Annotated in this window: 13 protein-coding genes and 2 pseudogenes; 6 read left to right on the top strand and 9 right to left on the bottom strand. The window is 60.2% G+C overall.

Going from position 1 to position 13,956, the window contains the following annotated elements:
• Positions 1-287, top strand: a pseudogene (locus tag ACFFAR_RS10840) (N(5)-hydroxyornithine transformylase PvdF); the annotation flags it as partial.
• Positions 288-378: 91 nt separating this feature from the next.
• Positions 379-1,311 carry a GNAT family N-acetyltransferase gene (locus ACFFAR_RS10835; RefSeq protein WP_375507873.1) on the top strand — a complete coding sequence of 311 codons (933 nt, stop codon included), beginning with the start codon at positions 379-381 and terminating at the stop codon, positions 1,309-1,311.
• Positions 1,312-1,317: 6 nt separating this feature from the next.
• Here the strand turns inward: ACFFAR_RS10835 and ACFFAR_RS10830 are convergent, their stop codons facing one another.
• Entirely contained in the window at positions 1,318-1,764 is a 447-nt protein-coding gene (locus ACFFAR_RS10830; RefSeq protein ID WP_174364760.1) for a DMT family transporter, read from the bottom strand.
• A 10-nt stretch (positions 1,765-1,774) separates the two neighbouring features.
• Positions 1,775-2,950 carry a Gfo/Idh/MocA family oxidoreductase gene (locus ACFFAR_RS10825; protein WP_174364759.1) on the bottom strand — a complete coding sequence of 392 codons (1,176 nt, stop codon included), beginning with the start codon at positions 2,948-2,950 and terminating at the stop codon, positions 1,775-1,777.
• 208 nt (positions 2,951-3,158) lie between these two features.
• Here ACFFAR_RS10825 and ACFFAR_RS10820 point away from each other — a divergent pair, with 208 nt between their 5' ends.
• Positions 3,159-3,551, top strand: a complete 393-nt coding sequence (locus ACFFAR_RS10820; RefSeq protein WP_375507872.1) for a carboxymuconolactone decarboxylase family protein — start codon at positions 3,159-3,161, stop codon at positions 3,549-3,551.
• Between the two features lie 30 nt (positions 3,552-3,581).
• Here the strand turns inward: ACFFAR_RS10820 and ACFFAR_RS10815 are convergent, their stop codons facing one another.
• Positions 3,582-4,391, bottom strand: a complete 810-nt coding sequence (locus tag ACFFAR_RS10815) for an SDR family oxidoreductase (protein WP_075358283.1) — start codon at positions 4,389-4,391, stop codon at positions 3,582-3,584.
• Positions 4,392-4,490: 99 nt separating this feature from the next.
• Between ACFFAR_RS10815 and ACFFAR_RS10810 the strand changes: the two are divergent.
• From ACFFAR_RS10810 to ACFFAR_RS10800, 3 genes and pseudogenes are all read left to right on the top strand, one after another.
• A pseudogene (locus ACFFAR_RS10810) lies at positions 4,491-4,808 on the top strand (hypothetical protein); the annotation flags it as partial.
• 89 nt (positions 4,809-4,897) lie between these two features.
• Positions 4,898-6,115 (top strand): acyl-CoA dehydrogenase family protein, encoded by a 1,218-nt coding sequence (locus ACFFAR_RS10805; RefSeq protein ID WP_174363248.1) that lies wholly within the window; start codon positions 4,898-4,900, stop codon positions 6,113-6,115.
• Between the two features lie 36 nt (positions 6,116-6,151).
• Positions 6,152-7,099: a TauD/TfdA family dioxygenase gene (locus tag ACFFAR_RS10800; protein ID WP_174363249.1), complete on the top strand. Its 948-nt coding sequence runs from the start codon at positions 6,152-6,154 to the stop codon at positions 7,097-7,099.
• Positions 7,100-7,156: 57 nt separating this feature from the next.
• On the opposite strand, the gene ACFFAR_RS10795 is transcribed toward ACFFAR_RS10800, so the two are convergent.
• The 6 genes from ACFFAR_RS10795 to ACFFAR_RS10770 form a co-directional block, all read right to left on the bottom strand.
• Positions 7,157-7,939 carry an ATP-binding cassette domain-containing protein gene (locus tag ACFFAR_RS10795; protein WP_174363250.1) on the bottom strand — a complete coding sequence of 261 codons (783 nt, stop codon included), beginning with the start codon at positions 7,937-7,939 and terminating at the stop codon, positions 7,157-7,159.
• A 37-nt stretch (positions 7,940-7,976) separates the two neighbouring features.
• On the bottom strand, positions 7,977-8,792 hold the full coding sequence (locus ACFFAR_RS10790) for an ABC transporter permease subunit (protein ID WP_174363251.1): 816 nt from the start codon (positions 8,790-8,792) through the stop codon (positions 7,977-7,979).
• Between the two features lie 12 nt (positions 8,793-8,804).
• On the bottom strand, positions 8,805-9,641 hold the full coding sequence (locus ACFFAR_RS10785; protein WP_174363252.1) for an ABC transporter permease subunit: 837 nt from the start codon (positions 9,639-9,641) through the stop codon (positions 8,805-8,807).
• A gap of 40 nt (positions 9,642-9,681) precedes the next feature.
• The gene (locus ACFFAR_RS10780; protein WP_375507871.1) at positions 9,682-10,749 is read right to left on the bottom strand and encodes an ABC transporter substrate-binding protein; all 1,068 of its coding nucleotides are present in this window, start codon (positions 10,747-10,749) and stop codon (positions 9,682-9,684) included.
• Between the two features lie 63 nt (positions 10,750-10,812).
• Positions 10,813-11,730, bottom strand: a complete 918-nt coding sequence (locus tag ACFFAR_RS10775) for a TauD/TfdA family dioxygenase (RefSeq protein WP_174363254.1) — start codon at positions 11,728-11,730, stop codon at positions 10,813-10,815.
• A 153-nt stretch (positions 11,731-11,883) separates the two neighbouring features.
• Positions 11,884-13,248, bottom strand: a complete 1,365-nt coding sequence (locus ACFFAR_RS10770) for an LLM class flavin-dependent oxidoreductase (protein WP_375507870.1) — start codon at positions 13,246-13,248, stop codon at positions 11,884-11,886.
• Between the last annotated feature and the right edge of the window lie 708 nt (positions 13,249-13,956).

The following is a 13,956-nucleotide window of genomic DNA, read 5'->3' as shown; positions in this document are numbered from 1 at the left end:
ACGCGACGCTCGACGCGCTGCATGGCGCCCGCGGCGAAAAGGTGATCGACTGGAACACGATGCAGACCCAACCCGTCGCACCGGTGAACGTGACGGGGGCGTCGTTTCATTACGTCGATAACGGCATCGACTCCGGCGAAGTGATCTTCGACGTGCTGAAGACACCGATTCATGCAGACGACACCATCCTCGAGCTGCGCTGGAACAATTTCAACCTGAGCCTTTTCCCCGCGCTGGAAGGCGGCCTTTCCGCGATGGCGGATCGCTTCACGAAGGTGGCGCTTTGACCGCGCGACCCGTGCATCCGCGCCACCCTCTGCACCTGACTCGCCAAACGCCGGAGATACGACGATGAACGTTCCTTATCATCCTGAAGTGATGGACGCCGAAAGCGCCATTGCCGATTGCACATTCACCGGATGGCACGCGGAGCTTGCGCCTGAAGCGTTATTACCGGCGCTTGGAGAACTCTTCTGCGGGGAGCCTTCGCGTCAAGGCGCGACTATCGCACTGTTCGTAGCCAAGGCAGACGCCCGGGCGCTCGACGCGTTCACCGCCCGCGCGATTGCCGAAGGCGTGATCGATAGCGTCCAATCCTTCGATGACCATGTCCTGCTCACGACATCACGCTGGACTTTCTGGCAGCAACCGCGCCCGTGGCTGAAGGCAACTGCCTCGGGCGCCATGCCATCGACCTACACCGTAACGCAGGATCGTCGTCATCCGGTGCGCCCGCCGAATGCGAAAGGGACAATATACGAGCGTTATTTTCCGTTGATAGGCATGACGTTGAGCTTGCGCACGGTCGACCCGCAAGCCGACGCCGACGTCTTCAGCGAATGGATGAACCTCGATCGCGTTGCCTACTTCTGGGATCAGAAAGGCACGCGTGCGGAACATGCTGCGTATCTGGAAGAGCGGCTGGCGGACCCGCACGTGCATCCGATGATCGGTTATTTCGACGACAAACCTTTCGGGTATTTCGAGTTCTACTGGGCGAAGGAAGATCGCCTGGGGCCGTTCTACGATGCCGGCGATTTCGACCGCGGCCTGCATTTGCTTATAGGCGATGCGCAGTTCCAAAGCTCGGGCAAGCTCAAGGCTTGGTGGAGCGGGGTGCTGCACTACATGTTTATAGATGAACCTCGCACGCAGCGCCTGGTTGGCGAACCGCGTATCGATCATGTGCGGCATATCGCGTACATGCACAGGATGGGGTTTTATACGCTCAAGGAATTCAACTTCCCGCACAAGCGCGCCGCGCTCACGGTGCTGGAGCGGCAGACCTTCTTCGATACGTTCAAGTTCTGAGCACGGCTAGAACACGGCGATCATCACCACACCGATCGCCGCGAGCGCCGCGCCGCCAATGCGCAACCACGTGGCCGGCCGCACTTCGAATCCGAGCAGGCCGAAGTGATCCAGCAACACCGACGTGATAACCGCCGAAATCACCACGATGGTCGTGAACGTTGCCGAGCCGAGTTTTTTCGTGATGAGCAGCGTACACATCAGGAACAACACGTTGCACAGGCCGCCGATGTACGCCCACCAAGGGACATCGGCGAGTTTCGAAATGCTTGTCTTCAGCGGGAAGCCGAGAAAGGGCATGGCGGCAAGCAGGCAGGCCGCACCGATTGCATAAACAATGAAAGCCGCGACTATCGGCGCCTGGATCGTCTTGAGCAGCGCCGAGTTGCTGCCCGACTGCAGCGGATTGGAGATGCCGGCAAGGATCGCAAAGAACGCAGGAAGCCATTGCATGGACGCACGCTCACTTGTCTGAGAGACGGGCATCGCGGAAGGCGTCCGGGCCCGATATGGGTTCGAGCATGATCGGCCGGTTCTCTGCCGCCGACCGATAGATCGCTTCCATGATGCGCTGGTCCTGCAGACCTTCTTCGCCGGGTGTTCCCGGCGTGCGTCCAGTCAGCACGCATTCGGCCATGTGGTCCATCTCCGCGCCGAACTGGTTTTTCTCCTCCGACACACGTTCTTCCGATACCTCGACATCCTCGCGTGCGGCAGACCTGTGATTCACGTAAAGCCGGATGCCTTTGTACGAGAACGCCGGGTCGAGCTTGACGGTCGCGGTCTGGAAGTGAAGCCTCGCGTGCCGCGATTCATGTGCGTCGTAGGCCGCTGAAAAACGCCCGACGACGCCTGATGGAAACCGCATCTGCCACGCGACATTCTCTTCGATCTCGGTGAAACGTACATCACCCGGCGTGCTCCACACCCACGCCATCACTTCGACGGGTTCCTCACCCGTCACGAAGCGCGCGAAGTTCAGGCAGTAAAGTCCGATGTCAGGCAATGAACCGCCGCCCGCGAGCTTCGCTTCGTGACGCCACTGGCTTGCGTCATCCTGTACCTGGCCGTTGTGCGCCTCAATGATCTTGAGCTTGCCGAATTCACCCGAGCGCACCATTTTTGCGACGTCGCGATTGTGCGGTTCATATTGCAACCGATAAGCGACCATCAACTTGACGCCGGCATCAGCGCAAGCTTCAACCATTTCGAGCGCCTCGGCCGACGTGTTGCTGAGCGGCTTCTCGCACAGCACGTGTTTGCCGATCCGCGCAGCCTGGATGACTTGCTCATGATGCATGCCGTTCGGCGTCACGATATAAACCGCCTGCACATCTGCATTGTGCGCAAGCTTGTCCCACTCGTCGTATGCGTAGACCGCGTCCGCCAGCACCCCGTATTGCGCTGCAACGCGCCGGCCTTTTTCCGTATCGCCGGTCATGACGGCGGCAAGCTTGCATAGCTTGCACGACGCAAGCGCCGGCAGGATGGAGTCCAGACTGAGACGGCCTAGCCCAATGACGGCAAATCCCACGCGTTGTCCGGGTGCAAGCGGTGGGTCTTCGGGCGATGCGCGCCGCTCGCTTGCGGCAACGAACGGTGGGCGCGCTTCCGGGTGATCCTGATTCGGTACGGACATGTGTGCTCCACAAGTCGATATTCAGGTTGTGGCCCGGCGTGGCCAGGCATCAATGATTTCGTGCAGCACGGAGCATTCCCGCGAATTCGCGTGACGAATGTCTATCGACGAAACTTGAACAGGTATTTGAATCCGGCAGCGAATGCAGGAGAATGGCAGGCGTTGCTTCACATCCGATCGAACGACCACTGTCAGAAAAGAGGAATCCATGAGCCAGATGAAACCCATCGATTACGCGGATGCCGCGCCGGAAGTGAAGGCCGTCTACGACGATATCAAGGAGAAACGGGGCGTCCCGGACGTCAACAACTTCTGGAAGTTCATCGCGCAGCATCCGCCAACGCTTGCGCGGACCTGGGACAGCATCAAGGACGTGACGGCGCCAGGCGCGCTCGATCCGCTCGTGAAGGAGTTGCTGTACGTCGCGGTGAGCGTAACGAACAATTGCGGCTATTGCGTCGCGAGCCACACGGCCGCCGCGCGTCGCGCAGGCATGACCGATGAGATGTTTGGCGAGCTGATCGCCGTGGTCGGCATGGCCAACGAGACCAACAGGCTTGCGGTGGGATACCGCGTGCCTGTTGATCCTGCGTTCGAGTGAGATTCCGATGACCACCGGATGGCGTATGTCCTACGCTTCGGAGCGAGGATGCGGCGCGTCGTCGAATGCGCCCCACACCGACTGATCGAAATTCACCATCGACCCGGTCATCATCCCTGAGTCATCGCTCGCCAGGAATGCAACGGCCCGCGCAGCTTCCTCCGGCGCAATCAGCCTTCCGAAAGGTTGCCTGGCCGCGGCCTGTTCAAGCCAGTCATCGGCGGCGCCGTGATAGTCCCGCTGAATCCGGTCCTCGCCGTCCGACGCCATCCATCCGAGGTTCAGGCCGTTCACGCGAATGCGGTTGCGCAACAACGCATACGCGGTGTTTTGCGTGAGCGTGGCGAGCGCGCCCTTCGATGCGCAATACGCCGCAATGAACGGTTGCCCCGCCATGGCCGACATGGAGCCGATGTTCACTATCGCCCCTTGGATATGTTCGCGCCGCATGACCTTGACCGTCTCCTGCATCAGGAAGAACGGCGCGCGAACGTTGGTCGCGAACATCCGGTCGAAGAGTGCGGGATCGGTATCGAGGATCGTGCCGCGATCAGTCAACGCCGCCGCGTTGACCAGGATATCGATACGGCCAAAGCGCGCGTCTGCTGCCCCGATCACCGCGCGGCAATCTTCAACCTGCGATAAATCCGCCTGCACGTAATGCACATCCGCGCCACTAGCCGCGCTCAACTCGCGGGCCTTGAGCTCGCCCTTGTCATGCGAGCGCCCGCAGATCACCACGCCCGCCGCACCGCGCTCAACGAACAACGCAGCGACCGCCGCGCCGAGTCCCTGCGTGCCGCCCGTAACCACGGCCACCTTGCCATTGAACTGTCCCATCGATTTCGTCTCCGTTGTTGGTAGATCCTGCGTTGCGTCGGGTTCGCCCCCAGACTTGCTCAGTGGAAACGATATTCCAAATATCGGAATGAAGGAGTATTCAGTGCGTGTTCTGTTCGAATATTTCAGGCGATCACACAGGATGGTCCGAAACGCGTTGGCCTGCTTCCCAACGTGCTGGACCGCAACAAGTACGAAATCACAGCGTTCACCATCTCGAACGACTATGAAGGCATCGGTGTGCCGAGGCTTCGCCGCTTTGTCAGCGACACGCTCAAGAACCGCGAAGCAAACGGTTCCGCCGGCCACATCCATGAGCAATGGAGTTGCCCGACCGCACACGAAAGTGGTCCCGGTGCCGGTTCCAATCCAGCATCGGAAATAACATTATCCGGAATCGGTCGTTTTGCGCCGTGAAAGGCGTCTCTATACTTTGACGCTCGAGCTGCAGGCAATTCCGATTCCCGGACCCCGCGCGCACCAAACACCACACAAGGAATGAAAGCATGACTTCAGCGCAGGGAGCTGCCTCGACATCTCGTCTCGATGCCGCATTGGCCGCCTTGCCGGCACTGGCGGAAAAGATCGGCGAAAACAGCGCTGCGCGAGAGTTGCGGCGCGAGCTTCCATTCGACGGTTTCGCGGTGTTTCGCAAGTCGGAGCTCGGCTTGCTGCGCATTCCGGTCGAATGGGGCGGCCTTGGCGGGTCGCTCGAGGACTTGTTCCAGGTGATCGCCACGATCGGCGCAAAAGAGTCTAACGTTGCGCACGCATTGCGCATTCACTATGACCTGACCGAGTCGCTGTTGCTCGCGCCGAGATCGGAATTCAACGACAAACAAATCGGCCGCGTACTCGAAGGCGCGATTTTCGGCGGCGCTTCAACCGAGCGCGGCACGTCCCGCCCGGGCGAGATCGGCACCGTGCTGAAACGCGATGGTGAACACTTCCGGGTGAGCGGCAAGAAATACTATTCGACGGGAACCGCGTTCTCCGACTTCGCGCGCATCAATGTGCAAAACGAAGAGAACGAACCGGTCAGTATCGTCATTCCGGTCAATCGGGAGGGCGTACAAGTGCTCGATGACTGGGACGGCATGGGCCAGCGGATGACCGCGAGCGGCAGCCTCGTTTTGGATAACGTCCAGGTGTTCGCACACGAAGTCATGAAGCGCGGTTACACCACGCTTGCGGGAAGACACGGCGGGGCGTTGCGGCAATTGCACCTGGTCGCGGTGGCTGCCGGCATCGTGCGCAATGTTGTAGCGGATGCCGAGAACTACGTACTCAATCATGGACGGCCGGTGCTGCACAGTCCGGCTGAATCAGCGCGCACGGATCACTTCATCCAGCAGGTCGTGGGCGACCTCGGGGCGCACAGTCACGCAATCGATGCACTCGTGCAACAGAACGCCCGCGTGCTCGATCGCTCGGCAAATGCAATCCGCAATCAAGACGGTAACGCCGAAGAACGCGTGCTGCAAGGTGCGCTCGCCACCGCGAAGACGCAGATCGTGGTGAGCAAGCTGGCGTTGCACGCTGCAGAACGTCTGTTCGAGGCGGGCGGCGCATCGGCCACATCGCGCGTGCACAACTTCGATCGTCACTGGCGTAATCTGCGCACGATCTTCAGCCACAACCCGCTGCTGCACAAGGCGCGCGTGATCGGCAATTATCAGTTGAACGGCGACACGACCCATCTGACGGAAGGGCGCGTGTTCTGAACGATTTTCACGAAGGATCCATCGAGGAGATGCACGATGAGCGCAGCGCTGATTCCCAATACCGATGATATTGCCGTCACACCGTTATCCGCGCATATCGGGGCGGAGATTCATGGCGTCGACCTGACGCGGCCGCTCGGCTCAGGGCAGGTTGCTGCGATTCGTGCAGCGTTGCTCAAGTGGCGTGTCGTGTTCTTCCGCGAGCAATTCCTGACGCACGAACAGCACGTGGCGTTTTCAGCGCAGTTTGGAGCGCTGACGCTCGGGCATCCCGTATTCGGGCATGTCGATGGTCATCGCGAAATCTATTCCATCTCGAAGTTCAGGAAAGCAACGCGCTTTGAAGGGCCGTCGCTCCTGCGTCCATGGACGGGCTGGCATACGGATGTCACTGCTGCGGTGAATCCGCCGTTTGCATCCATACTTCGAGGCGTGACCATTCCTCCATACGGTGGCGATACGCAATGGACCAATCTCGTGGTCGCGTACGAAAAATTGTCGGCGCCGCTGAGGGGTTTTATCGATGGCTTGCGCGGGATTCACAAGTTCACGGCGCCGGCGGGTGCAAGTGGAACCAATGCGTTCGAACAGGCAGTGAAAGAACGCACGCTGGTAAGCGAACATCCGCTCGTGCGCGTGCATCCGGAAACGGGCGAGCGTGCGCTTTACGTGAGTCCGAGCTTCCTGAAAAGCATTGTTGGCGTGACGCCCCGCGAAAGCCAGGCGATTCTCGAATTGCTCTGGGAACACGTGACGCGTCCGGAGTTTACGGTGCGCTTCAAGTGGGAGAAGGGCAGTGTCGCATTCTGGGACAACCGCTCGACCGCGCACCTCGCGCCTTCGGATATCTTCGATCTGGAATTTGACCGGCAGTTGTATCGAACGACGCTCGTTGGCGATGTTCCGGTCGGACCGGATGGCCGTGCTTCAGTAGCGCTGGAAGGATCGCCGGTCGATGCCGCTGCGGCGGTTGAACTCAACTGACAGATCTGACAGATGGCGGGTGGCGTCGGGCTTTCAATCCCGACCCCACCCGCAACGTTACACCGCGCCCACCGGCGCATTGAAATCCGCCAGGATATCGTCACGCAGTCGCACGAACGCGGGATCACTCTTCCGGCGCGGCCGCTCCAGCCCCACGTGCACCACCTTGCTTATGCTTCCAGGCCGCGCCTGCATCACCACGACGCGATCCGCCAGGAACACAGCCTCGTCAACATCGTGCGTCACGAGAACCATGGTGATGCGTTCGCTCTCCCAGATGCGTTGCAGCTCGTTTTGCATCCGGCTGCGGGTAAGCGCATCGAGCGCTCCGAAGGGTTCATCGAGTAGCAACAGCTTGGGACGATTCACGAGCCCGCGCGCAATCGATACCCGTTGCGCCATGCCGCCCGACAACTGATGCGGATGATGTCCTTCATACCCCTTCAGTCCAACCAGTTCGATATGCTCGGCCACGGCGCGGCGCTTTTCCTCTTTGCTGCGTCCCGAGTTCCTGAGCGCGACGGCAATGTTCTGTTCGACATTGAGCCATGGGAACAGCCGATGATCCTGGAACACGAGGCCACGCGCGAGGTCCGTGGTGCGTATGCGCTCCCCGCCGAATTCGATATTGCCGTCGAACTGGTCGTCGAGACCCGCGATCAGGCGCAGCAATGTGGACTTGCCACAACCGCTCGCGCCGACGATCGCGACGAATTCGCCGCTGCTCACGTTCAGGTCTATGCCATCCAGTACCGGCGGCACGTTGGTATCGCCCGCAAAACGCTTCGCTACACGATGCAGGTTGAGCTCATTCGCCCGGGTTGCGGCAAGAGTCGCCATAAGTTCGGAATCCATATGAAGTAAGAAACAGCGGGAATCAGGCGGTCGGATCGTGAAACCAGCGCCGCTGCACGGCACGCGCCAGAGAGTTCAACGCCCACCCGGTGATACCGATCACGATCACGCCGAAGACCACGAGATCCATGCGGAATTGTTCGCTGCCATCGACCAGCGTATTGCCAATGCCGCTGCCGGCAACCAGCAGATACTCGGCGCCGAGCGTCGCGAGCCACGAATAGATCAGCGCGAGATAGACGCCTGTGAAGATGGACGGCAAAGCCGCGGGGATCACGATGCGCGTCACCGTTTGCCATTTGCTGTAACGAAACACGCGTCCTACATCGAGCAGTTCGGGCGCGACCGCGCGAATGCCATCGCTCGTGTGCGCCACCACGGGCACAAGCGCTGCCAGCGACAAGAACACGACCTTGGCGAGATCGCCGAGACCGAACCAGACCGAGATCAGCGGGATCCACGCAAACAGGGAAACCTGTTTGAACGTATTGAAGCTCGGCCCGACAAGCCGGTTGGCAAAAGGCGACACGCCAAGCAATGCGCCCAGCGCAAGTCCAAGGCTTGCACCGAGCGTAAATCCCGTCAATTCGCGCGCAAGCGATGCGGAAAGCGCGCGCCACAATGCGCCGGTTCTGACCTGATCGACCGCGGTATGCCAGACCTGCGCAGGCGAAGTCATCATGCCGTGTCCCGTCACCGTGTTGCGCGACAGATACCACCAGGCCGCGAAGGCCGCGACTGGAATGACCCAGCCGCGCCAACGGCCGTTGTTGCCCGAAGCATCGGCGCCGGTAATGGCGCCGGAGCCGGATTCGAGTTCAAGAGACGATGCAGACATAAGCCAGCTCCTTCATGCCAGCCGTGGCGGCGATAACCTGTTCTCGAGCAGCGTGAGCAACCGGTCTGCCGCATAACCGATCGCACCGACGATCAGCACCGAGGCAAGCACGAGATCCAGTTGAAACAACTGGCGCCCGTACACGATCAGATATCCCAGTCCTTCCGACGAAGCCACCAGTTCCACGACTACAAGCGTCAACCACGCCTTGGTGAATGCAAGACGAATTCCGGTGCCGATCACAGGCACGGCCGATGGCAGGACCACGCTGAATATCTTCTGAAAGGGGGAGTACTTGAAGACGCGCGCAACGTCGAGGTAGGCGGGGGGCGTCTTGCGAAATCCCTGCAGCGTGCTGAGCGTGACGGGCACCAGTGCCGCATGTCCAATCAACAGATACTTGAGCGGCTCGCCGATCCCGACCACGATCATCAGGAAGGGCAGCCACCCGAGAACCGGCACCTGGACCACGGCGTTGAAACTCGGAAGAATGTACGCCTCAGCGGTGCGCGACAATCCGAGCAAACCGCCCAAAAGCAAACCCAGCACAACGCCACCCGCAAACCCGATCGCGACGCGCGAGAGACTTGCGCTCACGTGCATCCATAGGTCACCGGTTCTGGCAAGACCGCTGAGGGTATCGAAGACAAGCACGGGCGACGGCAGGATCTGCGCCGAGATCCAGCCGTAATGCGAGCCGAGTACCCATGACAACGCGACCGCAGCGGGCAGCAGCCACGGCAGCGCAGTCCAGCCGATCGAGCGTGCGGCAAGCACGGCACGGCGGTCTGCATGAAGTGTTTCAGATGGACTGCCGGGCAATAAAGCGCGGGCAATGCTATTTGCCATGGTCGGATTCTCCGTGGAATGCATGCAGCAGCTAATGCGCTTACGATTTGATCGGCTTGCCGGAGGCGTCGAAGCGTGGCCAGTAGTTCTCCAGCTTCAAGGTCTTCAACGCCTGGTCGAGGTACTTCGGTTCGAACCAGCCGTTCACGGTGACAGGTTGACGGATCAGGTTCAGGCGCAAGGCGTCATCTGCAACGGATTGATAGCGGGCCACAATAAAAGGATCGAGCAACGGCGAACTGCGGTCTTTCAGCGACTGGTTTGCGTACTCCGATTCCCACGATTCGACCGGCACGCCGCTCTTCGCCCAGAGCGTGAACAGCGCACCTCGATTCGGTTCTTCCGATGACCATTGCGCCGCCTGGACCACCGACGTCACGACTTTTTGAACGACGTCCGGGTGATCGCGCTCGAAGTCATCGAGCACGAGCAGATGCGCCTGACGTGTGTACTGCAGGCCGCCATCACGTGACGCATAGATGATTTTCGCGAGTCCCTGGCGTTGCAACTTGAAGAGCTTGAAGTCGAGGAACACGGCATCGACGCCTTTCGATGCCAGCGCTGCTTGCGAAGCGGCGTCGTCGAGATTGATGACACGCAGGTCCTTTTCGGACAATCCGTTGACCTTCAGGACGTTGTCGGCGACGAGCTGAAGATTGGTGCCTCTGAATATCGCGACCCGCTTGCCCTTGAGGTCCTTCACTGTCTTGATGTCGGAATCGGGCGGCACGGCGAGATAAACACCAGTACGTACATTCGATTCAATCAGCAACTTGGTCTTGAGTCCGTTCGCTCGCCCGAGTACGGCGGGCAGATCGCCCTGATAGGCGAAGTCGATCTGATGGTTTGCAAGCGCTTCGTTGACAGCGGGCCCGGCGCCCTTGAAAAAGAGCCACTGGACCTTGATGCCGTCGGGCGCGAGTGCATCTTCAACGCGATGCTGCAATTGCGCCGTCGCCGCGGGCGAGCCGCCGAAGACTGGCGGGTCGCCATAGCCTTGGGTGGCAACGCCTATTCGCACGATTGCCGGTCCAGCAGCAAACGCACCGGTGACTGCGGCCAGACCGAGTGTGACCAGAAGATTACGAAGAAATAGCCGTGTCGTCATTTATTGGAATGGAAAGTGGAGGGAGGGCCGCGCCGGATAGAAATCAGCACGGCTGCAGCAGACTTATCGGGCACCGCGTATCGCACGGCTGCGCTGGCCGTCGATACCGACCGGAACATCACCGTGTACCGTCGCGCGACGCACGACACGGCGCGCGCCTTCATCGTAGTCGGCGACTGCGTAGTGCTGCGTTGCCCGGTTGTCCCAGATGGCGACATCGCCCTGATTCCAGCGCCAGCGCACCGTGTTTTCGAGGCGGGTGATGTGATCGTGGAACAGTTCTTTCAGGCGGTCAGAATCGCGTTGCGACAAGCCGACGAAACGCTGCACGAAGTGACCGAGCACGAGACTGCGCTCGCCGGTTTCCGGATGCACGCGAACTACCGGATGCTCGGTCTCATACACCGTCGAGGTGAATTGGTCGCGATACGCAAGCTCGGCGTCGGTGCTCGGCGCGCTGCGGTTCGCCGCGTAGTCGTAGGTGTTCGTGTGGATTGCCCGCAATGAATCGGCAAGCGCGCGCAGCGGCTCCGGTAGCCGTTCGTATGCTTCCACGGTGTTCGCCCAGACCGTGTCGCCGCCAGCGGGCGGAATCACCACGCCGCGCAGGATCGAGATCTTCGGATAGGCTTCGACGAAGGTCACGTCGGTATGCCACGAGTTCGCGCGATTGCCGTTCTTCGAGTCGAGTTCGAGCAGGCGGCTGGTGTTCGCAACCGACGGCACCGTAGGATGCGCCACCGTCTCGCCAAAGAGCCTGGCGAAGGCTTCCTGTTCGGTATCGTCGAGATGCGATTGCCCGCGAAAGAAGATGACCTTGTGCTTGAGCAGCGCCGCGTTGATTGCGGCGTGCGTGGAGCTGTCCAGATCCGAGCCGAGACGCACGCCACGGATTTCAGCGCCGATCCGGCCGCCGATCGCATGAATGTCGAGTTCGAGAGAGGGCTCAGCTTGCACTGCAGGCGTAGCAATGAGTGTCATCGGATGTTCCTTTTAAAGGTGGAATGGCTTTTCTCATCGACGATGGCGAAAAGCTGTGGCGCCGATAAATTGAAGCATCCGGACACGTGCGCGGCAACGAAGCGATTGGACTAAGCTTTACAGCTCGGATGCGGGAATCGATAGCACGGGCGTCTAAACCGCCAATGCCGCCTGCCGTTCGGTTTCGTGACGATTGACCGGCCGCTTGAGCCCGAGATTTTCGCGCAGCGTATGGCCCTCATAGTCGCTGCGAAACAATCCACGACGGCGCAGCTCCGGCAGCACCAGCTCGATGAAGTCGTCGAGTCCGCCGGGTAACGTCGGCGGCATCACGTTATAGCCGTCTGCACCGTAGTTGACGAAACGCTCCTCGAGCTGGTCGGCAATATCCTGCGCAGTCCCGACGAGTTGCCAGTGACCGCGTGCACCGGCAACACGCAGGTAAAGCTGCCTGATGGTGAGGTTCTCGCGCCTTGCGAGTTCTATCGTCAGGGCCTGACGGCTCTTGCTTGCGTTGGTTTCGGGCAACTCGGGAATCGGGCCGTCGAGGGGATAATCGGATAAATCGATACCACCGGTCAGGCCCGACACAAGCGCGAGGCCGACCACGGGATCGACCAGCGACTGCAGCGCTTCGAACTTTTCTTGCGCTTCGGATCGCGTGCGCCCGACGATCGGGAACACGCCGGGCATGATCTTGAGATCGTCCGGCTGACGGCCATGTACCGCAAGACGGCCCTTCACATCGGCATAGAAGTCGATTGCATCCTGCAGCGTTTGCTGGGCGGTGAAGATCACTTCCGCAGTGCGCGCGGCGAGGGCGCGGCCGGACTCGGACGATCCCGCTTGCACCAGGACCGGTTGTCCCTGCGGCGATCGCGCTACGTTGAGCGGTCCCTTGACCTGGAAGAAGCGGCCCTTGTGATCGAGCACGTGGCGCTTGTCAGGATCGAAGAAGCGGCCGGTATCTTTGTTGCGTGAGAAGGCGTCGTCTTCCCAGCTATCCCATAGCGCACGCACGACGGTAGCGAATTCGTCCGCGCGTTCATAACGCTCTGCGTGATCGAAATGTTTATCGCGATTGAAATTCTTCGCTTCGTATTCGCTCGATGACGTCACTAGGTTCCAGCCCGCGCGTCCGCCGCTGATATGGTCGAGCGACGCGAACTTCCTTGCCACGTGATAGGGCTCGTTGAAACTGGTCGATGCCGTTGCGACAAAACCGATCCGCGTGGTCACGGCAGCGAGCGCTGACAGCAGGGTGATTGGTTCGAACTGCGCGATATAACTGTGAGCGGTGCGGCTGAGGAAGTCGAGATTGTCGCCGCGTGTGCCCACGCCGTCGGCGAGAAAAATCAGGTCGAACTTCGCGGCTTCGGCGGCCTGTGCAAGCTGTACGTAATGCCGGAAGTTGATGCCTGCGTCCGCCTGACTGTCAGGATGACGCCACGCTGCAATGTGATGTCCCGACGGATAAAGGAAAGCGCCGAGGCGTAGGTGTCCGGTTCGTTTTGGCATTGTGCGTGGCGTGACGTTAGGGCTGAGGCGGGTCTCTCGCCACGCGACGATTGCGACGGACGGTGGCATCGAGTATGGAAGCTGCAGCGTCGATTCGTCCGCGGTTACATCAATCGATACGCTGCATGCGAGTCCGATCATAAGGAGCGATGCAACGCAGTGGAACCGAGCATTGCTTCGATCGTTTCCATGCGTGGTGATTAACGCCTGAATGCTGGCTTACAGGTGCGACGCTCGTCTCAACTCGATGGTCGAACCCAGTTGATCGGTAACGGTGCTCATCGGTTGGCATGTGTTCGCGGCGCTCGCACATCATTTCGTATTCCAGATGCCACCCTGACCTGCATGATCCGGTTTTCGCGCGACAGGTAGCGGGGCTGGAATCTCTAACATTTGTCCACTAGTGCATAATCGGGGCGCGGTCAGTCTGTCATCGCGCATCGGCGTTCGATCAATCCGAACCGGCGCCCAACGGACGCCCTTGCTTTCAATCGCGCTGCTTGAGAGCTGATTTCGTTTTTTGCTCCGCGTCGAGTGACCCGAGCCGGCGAATGTAAGAGGCTGCACATCGTCACGGGGGCATCGGTGACAACCATCGGCACAAGAATCGAAGAACAGCCGGCATCGTTCACTGTAGTGGGCATTGGCGCGTCAGCCGGCGGCCTCGAAGCCATCTACGCGATCCTGGCGCTGCGCGACCAGATCGCT

Source organism: uncultured Caballeronia sp., assembly GCF_964243625.1.
In the GTDB taxonomy this organism is placed as follows: domain Bacteria; phylum Pseudomonadota; class Gammaproteobacteria; order Burkholderiales; family Burkholderiaceae; genus Caballeronia.
Note: the sequence above shows the minus strand (reverse complement) of the source record. Positions and strands in the feature narration are given on the sequence as shown.

Coding starts and splice junctions, on each gene's coding strand:
- ACFFAR_RS10835 (WP_375507873.1), top strand. CDS start 379: ATGGACGCCGAAAGCGCCATTGCCGATTGCACATTCACCGGATGGCAC.
- ACFFAR_RS10830 (WP_174364760.1), bottom strand. CDS start 1,764: ATGCAATGGCTTCCTGCGTTCTTTGCGATCCTTGCCGGCATCTCCAAT.
- ACFFAR_RS10825 (WP_174364759.1), bottom strand. CDS start 2,950: ATGTCCGTACCGAATCAGGATCACCCGGAAGCGCGCCCACCGTTCGTT.
- ACFFAR_RS10820 (WP_375507872.1), top strand. CDS start 3,159: ATGAGCCAGATGAAACCCATCGATTACGCGGATGCCGCGCCGGAAGTG.
- ACFFAR_RS10815 (WP_075358283.1), bottom strand. CDS start 4,391: ATGGGACAGTTCAATGGCAAGGTGGCCGTGGTTACGGGCGGCACGCAG.
- ACFFAR_RS10805 (WP_174363248.1), top strand. CDS start 4,898: ATGACTTCAGCGCAGGGAGCTGCCTCGACATCTCGTCTCGATGCCGCA.
- ACFFAR_RS10800 (WP_174363249.1), top strand. CDS start 6,152: ATGAGCGCAGCGCTGATTCCCAATACCGATGATATTGCCGTCACACCG.
- ACFFAR_RS10795 (WP_174363250.1), bottom strand. CDS start 7,939: ATGGCGACTCTTGCCGCAACCCGGGCGAATGAGCTCAACCTGCATCGT.
- ACFFAR_RS10790 (WP_174363251.1), bottom strand. CDS start 8,792: ATGTCTGCATCGTCTCTTGAACTCGAATCCGGCTCCGGCGCCATTACC.
- ACFFAR_RS10785 (WP_174363252.1), bottom strand. CDS start 9,641: ATGGCAAATAGCATTGCCCGCGCTTTATTGCCCGGCAGTCCATCTGAA.
- ACFFAR_RS10780 (WP_375507871.1), bottom strand. CDS start 10,749: ATGACGACACGGCTATTTCTTCGTAATCTTCTGGTCACACTCGGTCTG.
- ACFFAR_RS10775 (WP_174363254.1), bottom strand. CDS start 11,730: ATGACACTCATTGCTACGCCTGCAGTGCAAGCTGAGCCCTCTCTCGAA.
- ACFFAR_RS10770 (WP_375507870.1), bottom strand. CDS start 13,248: ATGCCAAAACGAACCGGACACCTACGCCTCGGCGCTTTCCTTTATCCG.